At 37.8% G+C, this 12,281-nt stretch carries 11 protein-coding genes; 5 read left to right on the top strand and 6 right to left on the bottom strand.

Annotated elements, in window-relative coordinates; translation table 11 throughout:
• Position 1 precedes the first annotated feature (1 nt).
• The 5 genes from bcsD (at position 2) to ABN236_RS17300 (ending at position 4,407) form a co-directional block, all read left to right on the top strand.
• Entirely contained in the window at positions 2–472 is a 471-nt protein-coding gene (gene bcsD / locus ABN236_RS17320) for a cellulose biosynthesis protein BcsD (RefSeq protein ID WP_088494167.1), read from the top strand.
• A gap of 39 nt (positions 473–511) precedes the next feature.
• Positions 512–1,423 carry a diguanylate cyclase gene (locus ABN236_RS17315; protein ID WP_349474494.1) on the top strand — a complete coding sequence of 304 codons (912 nt, stop codon included), beginning with the start codon at positions 512–514 and terminating at the stop codon, positions 1,421–1,423.
• 183 nt (positions 1,424–1,606) lie between these two features.
• Positions 1,607–2,566 carry a UTP--glucose-1-phosphate uridylyltransferase GalU gene (gene galU, locus ABN236_RS17310; protein WP_228766717.1) on the top strand — a complete coding sequence of 320 codons (960 nt, stop codon included), beginning with the start codon at positions 1,607–1,609 and terminating at the stop codon, positions 2,564–2,566.
• Between the two features lie 73 nt (positions 2,567–2,639).
• A complete protein-coding gene (locus ABN236_RS17305) occupies positions 2,640–3,668 on the top strand; it encodes a family 8 glycosyl hydrolase (RefSeq protein ID WP_349474493.1) in 1,029 nt (342 codons plus the stop codon).
• A 310-nt stretch (positions 3,669–3,978) separates the two neighbouring features.
• A complete protein-coding gene (locus ABN236_RS17300; protein ID WP_194951518.1) occupies positions 3,979–4,407 on the top strand; it encodes a TOBE domain-containing protein in 429 nt (142 codons plus the stop codon).
• Between the two features lie 117 nt (positions 4,408–4,524).
• Here ABN236_RS17300 and ABN236_RS17295 read toward each other — a convergent pair whose 3' ends face one another.
• The 6 genes from ABN236_RS17295 to fdxH form a co-directional block, all read right to left on the bottom strand.
• A complete protein-coding gene (locus ABN236_RS17295; protein ID WP_349474492.1) occupies positions 4,525–6,174 on the bottom strand; it encodes an LTA synthase family protein in 1,650 nt (549 codons plus the stop codon).
• A gap of 109 nt (positions 6,175–6,283) precedes the next feature.
• Entirely contained in the window at positions 6,284–8,146 is a 1,863-nt protein-coding gene (gene selB / locus ABN236_RS17290; protein WP_349474490.1) for a selenocysteine-specific translation elongation factor, read from the bottom strand.
• Complete coding sequence (gene selA / locus ABN236_RS17285) at positions 8,143–9,534, bottom strand: L-seryl-tRNA(Sec) selenium transferase (protein WP_194951521.1); 1,392 nt, start codon at positions 9,532–9,534, stop codon at positions 8,143–8,145. The genes selB and selA overlap by 4 nt, the downstream gene beginning before the upstream one ends.
• A gap of 15 nt (positions 9,535–9,549) precedes the next feature.
• Positions 9,550–10,470, bottom strand: a complete 921-nt coding sequence (gene fdhE / locus ABN236_RS17280) for a formate dehydrogenase accessory protein FdhE (RefSeq protein ID WP_088494160.1) — start codon at positions 10,468–10,470, stop codon at positions 9,550–9,552.
• A 208-nt stretch (positions 10,471–10,678) separates the two neighbouring features.
• Entirely contained in the window at positions 10,679–11,335 is a 657-nt protein-coding gene (fdoI, locus tag ABN236_RS17275; protein WP_072070496.1) for a formate dehydrogenase cytochrome b556 subunit, read from the bottom strand.
• Positions 11,332–12,270: a formate dehydrogenase subunit beta gene (gene fdxH, locus ABN236_RS17270; RefSeq protein WP_194951522.1), complete on the bottom strand. Its 939-nt coding sequence runs from the start codon at positions 12,268–12,270 to the stop codon at positions 11,332–11,334. The genes fdoI and fdxH overlap by 4 nt, the downstream gene beginning before the upstream one ends.
• Positions 12,271–12,281 lie beyond the last annotated feature (11 nt).

Genomic DNA, 12,281 nt, shown 5'->3' with positions numbered 1-12,281 from the left:
AATGAATAAGCATGACAGTGATATCTTACAATTACCTTTTGAAAGTGGCTGGCAAGATCTAACTCAATTATTATTTTTTCAAATCTTAAATGACAATGATATTTCTACTGCTGGAAATAAATTAAGAAATATAGGTAAGGATATTGCCTTACGTTATCCTTTACCTGAAAGCGAAAATATTCAATTACTTGAATCACATATTAATCGCGTATTAACACTATTTAAATGGGGTTTTGTCACGATATCTCCTGCAATGAGCGAACTTTTACTGGTTCATTGTGCATGGCCTCATTTTACGCAAAGCCAAGATGATGCTCAGTGGCGTGTTGCAAGTGCCAGTGTTTTAGAAGGGTTGTATGAAGGCTGGTTAACGAATCAAGGTGGTAATGCCAAAATGCAAGTGCATCGTCAATCTACTGATGCAAAAGATGTCTTTATTTTCCGCTATGCGCATAACTCATCAGCCGAATAATAATATATATGCTTTATTGATGAGCATAGGAGGTCAAAAATGAATGAAATGATATTTAATGATGATAATTCTAAATGCTTATTAATAAAGCAATTTACTAATAATGTTTTTATGATGTTAGTAACAGATATTAATGGCATCATTATTTATGCAAATGAAAAATATTGTGAATTTAATAATGTTCACTTTGAAAATATAAAAGGTAAAAAATACAAATTATTTAACTTAATTGATGAGAATCAAATTAATTGTTGTGTGAATGGCAATAATGATAATAAGGGAGTATATCGATTAGAAGCTAAGAGAAATAACGATACACAACAAGATGTATGGGAAGATATTAGTATTATCCCTGTGTTTGATGAAAGTAATTTAATTTCTCACTATGTGTTTATTAGCTTAGATATTACTGATAAGGTAGAGCTAAGAAACGAGTTATTTAATAAAAGCTATATTGATTCATTAACTGGAATATCTAATCGATTAAGTATTGTTGAAAAAATCGAAAATGAACGCTTAAATATTTCACAGCCATCTTCATTTTGCCTTGGTATTATAGATTGCGATAAATTCAAATCTATCAATGATCAATTCGGGCATCATGCAGGCGATAAAGTATTATGTGAAATATCAAAACGGTTGTCACAATTAGAAAATAATGAAGTCTATTGTGGGCGGCTTGGTGGCGATGAGTTTGCTGTGCTTTTCCCTAAAGGATTACGTTCTTGTTCTGTGATTTTGTTAGAAATAATAGAATCACTTTGGAAATCAATGGAAAAGCCCATCGATATTAATTCAGATTTTATGTTAACCCCTTCAATTAGTTTAGGTATTGCTGAATATCCTAAAGATGGAAAAACATTATCTGAATTATTAAAGTCTGCGGATGAAACACTTTATTCTATAAAAGAAATGGGTGGTAACAAATATGGATTTTATTCCGGATTTTAAATAAAAGATTTTAAATAGAAAGTTTTTTAGTAAAGATATATTAAAAATAACGTTATCTCTTTTTAACGAAGAGGGAGGTGACTGTTTTTAAAATATATCTAGCATTCCTGATGAAATATAAGAGTAAATTTAAAATAATACTAAATATTAGTTTTAGATAAATGTTTATTAGAGGATTTTATTATGATGAAAGCGGTTATCCCTGTTGCTGGATTAGGTACTCGTATGTTACCTGCAACGAAATCAATTCCTAAAGAAATGCTGCCTATTGTTGATCGCCCTTTAATTCAATATATTGTTGAAGAGTGTGCTCAGGCTGGCGTCGAGGAAATTATTTTAGTGACTCACTCTTCTAAAAATTCAATTGCGGATCACTTTGATACCAGCTTTGAATTAGAAAATATGCTGGAACAGCGTATTAAAAATAAATTATTAGAAGAAGTGCGTTCAATTTGTCCTGATAATGTGAAAATTGTCCAAATTCGCCAAGGTCACGCCTTAGGTTTAGGCCATGCAATTTGCTGTGCACGTCCAGTTATTGGCAATAATCCATTTATTGTTTTACTGCCTGATGTTTTATTAAATGCACACTATTGCGATCCTCAACATGATAATTTATCAGCAATGATAAAACGTTTTGAAAAAACAGAACGTAGCCAAATCATGGTTGAACCTGTGCCAATGAGCCAAGTGCAACAATATGGCGTTGTAGATTGTGAAGGTGTTTTCTGTCCTCAAGGTAATTGGGCACCTATTCGTCGTATCGTAGAAAAACCAAATCCTGAAGATGCGCCTTCTAACCTTTCTGTTGTTGGTCGTTATGTTTTTTCTGAAACTATCTGGGAATTATTAGATGGTCTACCTGCTGGCGTAGGCGGTGAAATTCAATTAACGGATGCGATTGATTTATTATTGAAAAAAGAAGTCGCTGAAGCATATACCTTGGTGGGTAAATCACATGACTGTGGTAATAAGCTAGGATATATGAAAGCCTTTGTTGAATATGGCTTACATAATTCTGCCTTAAAAGAAGAATTTGCTTCTTGGATGCAGGACTTTTGTGAAAAAACATTGTTACCCAAAACAGAAGTCATAGAAGAAGATGAAGTAAGTGAAGAACAAAAGATAGTTGCTATCTTTTGAGTTTATCTTGAAATAATATGCAATCTGCCGACCGAACTCAGATAGCGGTCGGCAATAGCAGGAGAGAAAGGCAATGTCTTTTAGGCACTTATCTCGTTGTAATTTTCTATTTTCTACCTTTTTTATTTTAGGTTTGTTGCTTATGGTTTCTCCTTCAATACAGGCAGCAGATACTCAAGTAGGATGGGAACAGTTTAAAGAGCGCTATATTAAGGATGATGGGCGAGTTATAGACAGCGCTAACAAAAATATTTCACACTCTGAAGGTCAAGGCTATGGCATGTTAATGGCTGTAATGAGTGATGATCATGAAACATTTAATAAGTTATGGCGCTGGACAGCTGCTTCTCTTTATCGTGGTGATTTAGGCTTATTTAAATGGCGTTATGAGCCAGAAAATAGTGAACATACCCCTGATCCTAATAATGCGACAGACGGTGATATCTTAATTGCGTGGGCATTATTAAAAGCGGGTGAGAAATGGAATGATGAAAGTTATCTTTCAGCTTCTGATTCTATTCAACACGCTATTTTGGAACATACTTTAGTTAAGACAAAAAATTATACCGTACTTTTACCCGGTATTAATGGTTTTAAAACGCCAGAAGAAATTATTATTAATCCATCCTATTTTATTTTCCCTGCATGGAAAGATTTTTACCGCACAAGCAACGATGTTCGTTGGAAAGTGTTAATTAATGATAGCCAATCTTTACTTAGAAATATGCGATTTGGTGAATATCAATTACCCACTGACTGGGTAAGCTTATATCCAGATGGAAAGATAGAGCCTAGTGAAAAATGGCCTGCGCGATTTAGCTTTGATGCAATACGTATTCCGCTTTATTTAGCTTGGGCACATGATGAATTAGCGCTACAACCTTTTATGCAGTATTGGCAGCAATTTGATCGTTATAAAACGCCTGCTTGGGTAAGTATTGATGCTCAAGAGCGCGCTGAATATAACCTTACTCCCGGCATGATGGCGGTGAGAGATTTAACGATGAAAACACCTATTGAAGATGTCGATTTAAGTAAAGATACGGATTATTATTCTTCAGCTTTACACCTATTAGCGGCATTTGCTCAAAACGGGCAATAAGTATATTTAGTTAATTTTAATGATAGATAGCTTAAATGCTTTTTAATACAGAAAGGCATTAAGCTATCTATTTTGTTTATATCGATAGTGCTAAAAATATCACTTTATAAATTATTTATACTTATTCGTTTTTAATAATTTAATAGTAATTTGTTATCTCTATTTTTCATAACGCTATGTTTATTAAATAATAAATAAACATTAAACTATGATCTAAGAATAATTTATTTAATGATATTTATGCTAAAGTTATCTCAGTAATTTGATAGTGTTATTAATATAATTTCTCATCAATAATAGAGGTGGATAAATGAAAGTTTCAGCACGCAATCAGTTAGTCGGTAAAGTTGTTGATATTATTGAAGGTGCCGTTAATAGCGAAGTGATTTTATCTTTAGCCCATGGTGAAAAACTTGCCACGATTATTACTAAAGAGAGCTGTGATAGTTTAAAGATCAAAAAAGATGGCGAAGCAATTGCCATTATTAAAGCACCGTGGGTTGTCTTAGCACTACCTGATTGCGGTTTAAATTTCTCTGCACGTAACCAATTTGCAGGTAAAGTAACTCATATCGCACAAGGTGCGGTGAACTCTACCGTTCATTTAGAAACAGCTAAAGGCTTAGAACTGACAGCTGTTATTACAAATGAAAGCTTACAAGAGATGAAATTGGCAAAAGGCAGTGATGTTTTAGCACTAGTGAAAGCATCAAGTGTGATTGTTGCGACACGCAAATAATTACAGGTTTATTTTTTGAAATAAAGAAAGAGGCTAAATATTTAGCCTCTTTCTTTTTGATATTACTTATCTTTTTGAATTTATTATCCCGATCATCTTTTATTCAGGTAATAAAAATTAATTATCTGTACTACCTGCGACTTTCAGTTTGTCATAGATATAATTTTTATAACTGTTAACTAATTTCTCATCTTCACAGTCATTTAATTTACCTTCACATAAATGGCGCATTTGAATGTTTGCTTTGTAGAAAGGAGATAATGGCAAACGAGCACGCTCTAAGATCATGCCGCCTAAGAAGCTAATATCAGTTAATTCACCCATTGTTATTGGCGCACCTTGCGACAGGTTATCTCTTAAGGTGAACTGAGTAATATACGAAGGGTTATTAAAAGGTGACTGATAATTTTTTAACTCTATATTAGGTTGATGATCACCAAAATAGAGGAACATCGTTGGCTTTTCTCTTTGTGCAACAAAATTGGAAAAATCTTTAATTGCTGGATCACTGGTAACGATTTTTTCCATATAGTGGCTAAATTTACCCGGTGCATTACTGCTTTCGGTATGACCTGCAATTTGGTACATATCTCTGTGCGATTCATCATAAGGGCCATGTTCATACATGGTTAATGAGAATATGAACAAGGGTTTATCTGTGCGTTTCTTCAGTATCTCTTCAACGTAACCCAGCATATCGACTGTCGATATTTTCCAGAGGTTTTCCTCTAATGTTCCCGGGTAGCCAAGCTCTTGAGGTTGAATGATTTCATCAATTCCCATTTTTTCATAAGCGTAACCAGCATGGTAAGCACTACGATTAAACGGGGTGAGTAAAACGGTGTAATAACCTTCAGCTTTTAGTTGGCGGAATAAACTTTCATTAAGATTATCGACAACAAAATAGAATACAGAGTTTTTACGCGCACCAAAATCATCCGTATTTAGCCCTGTTAATACAGAAAATTCAGAAAGCCAAGTACCACCACCAAAGGTTTGTACACGTAAAGGGCTTTGCGCACTGACATTTTCATCTTTTTGGAACATAAATAGATCAGGCAGTGCAACATTGGTATCAAATTGATAAATATGAGGGTTAACTGTCGATTCCTGTAATAAAACGACAATGTCAGGTTTTATGTCTGTCTGTGTTTCTGGTAATACGGTTTTATTGGCTTGTTCAAGGAAGTAATTCGCATCTTCCTTGAAATAAGGAGGATGATAAGCCGTTTGGTAGCCAGACATGATTAAATTAGTGACAGTGCCTCGTCCTCCCGGAAGTGTACCTTCCCATTCGGCTTGCCATTTTTCTACGGTGAAATGGATGGTAGTAAATCCGATGACTATTAAGAGTAAGCTACTTATACGCAAGGCTGGGCGTGATTTTTGGGAAAAACGCCAAGCAATAGACATATTGATAAGAAGCCATATTAGCATCGCAACCAATGCAACACCGGCTTCCCAATAATGACCTAATGTCCCTAAATTCGAGCTATCAAAAGCCAAATCAAAGTCAGAGAACATTAATGTTTCTTTGTAATAATGGACTTTGAGCTGATTAATAAACTTAGTTATCAGGAAGAGTGTACCGGTGGTAATAGCCGAAAATAAGATACGAGCAGATAAAATAAAGCAAAGAGAGAAAAGAATAAAATAAGCACCAACTGAAAGAAGTGCCGTATAAATAAATGTTGTTTTCTCAAAAACAATAAAGAGTGAGGCTATAAGAATAAGTGCAAGATAAGCACTTCCTAATATTTTTTTCATATCTCTTCCGAGTATAGCGATAAAGAATAAAGGGGTATTTTACAAATATTGTAGGCGATAACCTTAAATAGGCTAAATAATTTTATTTAGCCTAAGTTAACATCTGTATTTAGAATAACCCTTTGTCTCGTAAAATATGAAGATCTTTTTTGCGGCGAGTAAAACCTGTGCGATCAAAATATTCTAAAATTTGCACTGCTAATTTACGCCCAACGGATAATTCATCACGGAAGTCTGCGGCGGTAACACTGCCATTGCTTTCATTATATTTCACAATGATAGATGCAAATTTTTCTATTGCTTGGTGTGTATAATAGCGATCAGCAATAATCGGAATAATTAAACCTAATTGCGCTGCTTTACGTAATAATGAGCGGATCACCTTCTCATCATTTTTCATTTCATTGGCAAGATCACGTACCCACCAAGGTTCAGATTGCTCAAAGTAGACTTTGGCATTTTGCCATAACGCATCTTGTTCTGGAGAAAAGGCAAGACCATGAGTTGGAAGATGAAGCCAGCCACGACTTTGGCTAATAGCACCGTCTTTACGTAATTGATCAATTAAGTGGTAGACCAATTCATCATGATAAGTAGGTAGTGCCATTCGTTTTAAACGAGAGCGACCCACACCCATTTGATCATTATGTTGTTGGTGATATTCCTCAAGGGTATCGAGTAATTTCTGTTTTGCATTATCAGCATTCTCTTTAGAAAGAATAACGCCTGCAACACTGACTAGGTCAAAGGTTTCTAATAACTGAGTTAGCGCACTCTCTGTTAATTGCTGAGCCCAAGCAAACTGACTTAGAGAGAGCTCACCTTTTGGTAAACATAACGCTAAATGGGCACTAACGCTGTCTGCGCTATCAAGTTGGTGTAGCCAAGTTAAGAACTCAGCTTGTCGTTTACCTCTACGTGGCGAGTGCAAATGTAAGACTTTCGCTGCGGCTAAAGTGCGTTGAGCGCTGATATCACGCAAGATAAGTCTATCGTTATCCACCAGCCAAAGGGGTTCATCAAGAATAAGCTCAGCTAACGGTGGTGTTTCATTAGCATCATTTAAAAGAGCAACACGACCCGTAATATGGCGTGTACCGTGGTGAATATGTACAGGCTGCCAATGCTTTAAAGGTTCATCTACAATTAAACTGACTAATATTTTATGCGATTGATAGTTAGGTGCTTGAGAAAGCAGCCAATCACCACGAGAGACGTTTTCTTTACTGACATCACCTGTGATGTTAATTGCAATACGATGACCTGCACCAGCTCGCTCTACGGGCTGATTTTGTGCATGTAAGGCTCTTATTCTTACTGGTTTATCTGCACCAGTTAGCCAAAATGTATCGCCAACAGAAATTTGCCCTGCAAGTGCGGTACCTGTGACAACTAATCCTGCCCCTTTAATGCTAAAAACACGGTCTATTGCTAAACGAAAACGCTTATGCCATTGAGGGTGTTGTTGCTCTTGTTGATGCAACTCAACAAGATAGTCACGAAGTGCTGGAATACCTTCACCAGAAGGGGCTGCGGTGACAAAAATATCAGGTTGTTGCCAGCCTAAATTGGCTAATACGTCGATTGTTTGTGAACGAACTTCTTCAATTCGCTCAGGTGTAACGCGATCTGCTTTGGTAAGAATAACGGTAACTTGAGGACAGCCAGCAAGACGTAAAATAGAAATATGTTCGATGGTTTGTGCCATAACGCCATCATCACAAGCCACAATTAATAGTGCATGAGAGATCCCACCGACACCCGCGAGCATATTTGAAAGGAATTTCTCATGGCCGGGAACATCCACAAAACCAATTGAGGTACCATTATCTTGACGCCAATAGGCATAACCTAAATCAATGGTCATGCCGCGTTTTTTCTCTTCAGGTAAATGGGTAGTATCTACCCCAGTAATGGCCTGTATAAGAGTGGTCTTTCCGTGGTCTACGTGACCTGCTGTCGCAAAAATCATAGTAAAAGTGCCTGTATTAATGCATTTTCATCCTCAAGACAGCGCAGATCAAGCCACAGGCGACCATCAGTAATTCGACCAATAATCGGCTTTTCTAAATTACGCCAATGCGCAGCTAGCGCATCTAACTGGCTACCTTTTCCATCTTTGGCTTCAAAGGTAAGTGCTGCACTCGGTAAACTTTCAATAGGTAACGAACCACTGCCTATTTGAGAAGCACATGAGGATATCGTGATATGGTAGTTATCCCCATAATATGCCTGAAAATGAGGCAATAACCGTTGCGCCATATCATTAATTTCTGTTTGTGTCCGAGTTAACAAACGTAATGTCGGAATTTCAACAGCCATTTTTTCAGGTTGCTGATAAAGGCGTAATGTGGCACCTAAAGCGGCTAATGTCATTTTATCAACACGTAATGCACGCTTTAAAGGATGGCGCTGAATAGCCTCAATCCACACTTTTTTACCAAGGATTATCCCTGCTTGTGGACCACCTAATAGTTTATCGCCAGAGAAGGTAACAAGGTCGATACCTTGTTGCAGATAATCCTGTGGCATTGGCTCTGAAGGTAAACCTAAGGCGGCTAAATTAGTCATTGAGCCACTACCTAAATCGATAGCGGTTGGTAAGTTCATCTCTTTACCAAGCGCAGCAAGTTCGTCGCCATGCACTTCAGCGGTAAAGCCTTGAATACAATAGTTGCTAGTATGAACTTTCATTAGCAAACCCGTATTCTCATTAATGGCGTTACGATAATCTTTAAGGTGAGTTCGGTTTGTTGTTCCGACTTCTTTGAGTGTACAGCCTGCTTGTGTCATCACATCGGGGATACGAAAAGCACCGCCAATCTCAACTAATTCACCGCGAGAAACAACAACCTCTTTATTGGGTGCTACCGTTGCGAGCATCAATAAAACAGCTGCTGCGTTGTTATTCACGATACAGGCATCTTCTGCCCCTGTTAATTCACATAATAAGTCAGCGATAGCGCGATCACGGTGTCCTCTTGAAGCACCATCAAGAGAATACTCTAAGGTTGCTGGTGAGCGCATAACTTGGCTAACGGCTTCAATGGCGGATTCTGCCATTAATGCACGCCCTAGATTGGTGTGTAAAACAGTACCTGTTAAATTAAAAACAGGTTTAATTGAGGATTTTCGTTGTAGTGTAATGCGATTTTTTAATTCATTAGCCCAATGGTTGTGCCATTGTGGTAACTCGTTTTCTTGACGAATAATGATACGCGCTTCTTCTTGTAACTTTCGTAAATGCTCTGCAATAAATGTCTGACCATAAGAAGCCACAAGGGCTTGAATGTCTGCTTGGTGCAGTAACTTATCAATAGACGGCAGTTGGCTATAAAGTGAGCGCGTATCATTTGTCATGCTAATACCTAATTGTTATTCATTTGGGAACAGGAATGGATTAATGCTACTACGAGCAAAGCCTTCTTCTTCCATTTTTGCATCAAGAACAATAGACGCTAAATCATCAGCAACAGCATCTACATTGGCATCTTTTTCTTGATATAAAATTTTCAGATAGCTTCCACAATCACCGCAGCTTTCTGCTTTCACTGGGGCATTTTCGCTGTCTAAAGACCAGTAATTTAATTTACCTGTTAATTCACAGTTGGTGCATTTAATGCGTACAACATGCCACTGTGTTTCACATAAATTACAGTGTAAATAGCGTAAACCTTGTGTTGTGCCGATTTGTACCATGCTTGCCACTGGCATACTGTTACAAACTGGGCAGAATTGACGATTTTCACCGTATTCTGTTTTCGCTTTACCTGGAATATTTGCTGCTAATTGTGCCCAGTACAGAGACAGTGCTGCCCAAATAAAGACAGATTTATCAGCTGAAACTTTTGAATATTCATCATTAAGTAATGCTGTTGCCATCTCTTCTAATTCAGTTTCAGAAGCTTTAGAGAGGTTTTCTAAAGTGATAGTGGCACTTTCAGGCACAACTGGGCGTAATTCAGCAATAATCGAGGCTAATAAAGCATGCCAATGTTTACTGCGTTTAAATGTTTTTCTATCTAAAGGCGCTACGCCGGCTTGTTGTGCAAGGAGTGGGGCAAGATCAATGACAAGTGGATTGTCATGAAGTGCTTTCTCTTGAGCCTTGACAATTTCTGCTGCAAATTCAAGGTAGTCTGCGAAAGGATTATCTTTTGCTAGTGTTTGAAAACGTTCAGCACGACGTTGATAAAGGTTTTTCAGATTAGGGAATAATACGGGTGGAATAAAACTGATCCCTTTTTCTGATTGCTCTTTACCTAATTGCTCTTTAGGAACGATGCGAATACTCATAACGTTCTATCTTCCTATTATCATAAATTTTATAGTGAATACCCACAGGATTTGGCTTCAGAATAAATCAAAAGCAAACATGAAGCCATGACAGTGGGTAATAATAGCGTGATTTTATTGTTTTTTTACGTCTTAAAAACGGGCGTAAATTGAATAAAAAACGGAGGCTGATCAAGCCTCCGTTTGTTCAGAAATACACTTTAGGGCATTATTTCTGTGACTGTTTTTCGGCTTCTTTTTTCTCTTCTTCGAGAATTTCACGATACCAACGAGGGTGATGCTTTTTAGCCCAACCACGAGTTACCCAGCCTTCAATCATGCTACGAATTGAACCTTTCACCCAGAATGCCGCATAAGCATGAACAAATACGGTGATTATCAGTAAGATTGCTGATAATGAGTGAACTAATAAGGCAATTCTAATTACTGGGATCGAGAAATACTCGGCGAAATAAGGACGCCAAATGATAACACCACTAACTGTCAGTAAGATCAGACTGATACTTAATGTCCAGTAGATCCCTTTCTGACCAAGGTTGTAGTGACCAATATCGCCAGCTTCTTCATTTTGCAGCACTTTATGAATATTTTTAGCCCAGACTAAGTCATCTTTATCGATAAAGTTGTGCTTCAGATATCTGAAGAACATAAAGAGAAAGAGGAACGCCATCACGCTACCCACGAATGGGTGTAACAGACGCGACAGTTCTGGTGTACCTAAAATATTCATGAACCAGTTCAGAGATGGGAAGAAGAAACCCAATCCGCTGATAGCAGTAAACAGAAATACAATCACTACTAACCAATGGTTAATACGCTCAGAAGCGGTGTGGCGAAGAATTTTATCGCCTTTCTTCTTCATCATTTCTGCTCCTCCTTATTCACAGAGGTCTGTGTTTTAGAAGATGCTTCCATCTCTTTGAGCGCTTCTTCTTCATCTTCTTCAGTTGTACGGTTTGGACCGACACCTAAATAGTGGAAAATTGCACCCGCGAAGGTTGCGGCAAAACCAACGGCTGCTAATGGTTTCCAAATACCTTTCCAGAATTTAACGGTTGAGCTAATTTCTGGGTTTTCTGGTAAACCATGATACAGATTAGGTTTGTCAGCATGATGGAGAACATACATCACGTGTGTACCACCCACACCTTGTGGATCGTAAAGACCAGCATTGTCGTAACCACGAGTTTGCAGTTCAGAAACACGCTCACTAGCAAGATTGATCATGGCTTCTTTCGAACCAAAATGAATCGCACCTGTTGGGCAAGTTTTCACACATGCAGGCTCTTGACCAACTTCTACACGGTCAACACATAACGTACATTTGTAAGCACGGTTATCTTCTTCATTAATGCGAGGCACATCGAAAGGACAACCTGCAATACAATAACCACAACCAATACAGTGTTCTGATTGGAAATCAACAATACCGTTAGCGTATTGAATGATGGCACCTTCTGCTGGGCAAGCTTTTAAACAGCCCGGATCAGCACAGTGCATACAACCATCTTTACGAATTAACCATTCCAGTTTGCCGTTCTCTTCCACTTCAGAGAAACGCATCACTGTCCATGATTTCGCAGTTAGGTCAGTTGGGTTATCGTAAACACCGACGTTAGTGCCAATTTTATCGCGAATATCGTTCCATTCAGAACAAGCAACCTGACAGGCTTTACAGCCGATACAGGTTGTTACGTCGATAAGTTTTGCCACTTCTTCCTTGTAATCCCGCACCTGAGGCGCAGGAGTGAGGGAATTGGTAGCAGAGCGACGAATAATGTCTTGGGATTGCAGTGACATAATTTATCTCC

The organism is Proteus sp. fly-1013 (assembly GCF_040140245.1).
GTDB lineage: Bacteria > Pseudomonadota > Gammaproteobacteria > Enterobacterales > Enterobacteriaceae > Proteus > Proteus mirabilis_B.
This window is presented reverse-complemented; position numbering and strand designations above follow the sequence as displayed.